The organism is Streptomyces sp. NPDC055140, assembly GCF_053607285.1.
Map to the genome: position 1 here is coordinate 5,170 of NZ_JBSGTG010000099.1, position 250 is coordinate 5,419.

Sequence of the window (250 nt, forward strand, 5' to 3'; positions counted from 1 at the left end):
GACCTGGCCGGCCACCGGACCGGACGGCTGCGAGGTCGCGCACATCCTGATCACCCACACCCCGGCCTTCACTGGCACCGTCGAGGCCCGGATGCGGCGACTGTCGGACAGCCTCGGCGGCCTGACCGGCCCCCGGGAGGTCGTCCCCGAGCTCGACCGGTGCCTGCAGATCGTCGGCGACCAGGTGCTGATGCACTTCCCCGGCGCGTCCCGCAGGCTTCGGCTGCCCACCCGCAGGCCCTGGACCGAG

The 250-nt window shown here is 74.0% G+C and carries 1 pseudogene; it reads left to right on the forward strand.

What is annotated here, in order from left to right:
* Positions 1-250: pseudogene (locus ACWFR4_RS47490) on the forward strand (hypothetical protein); the annotation flags it as partial.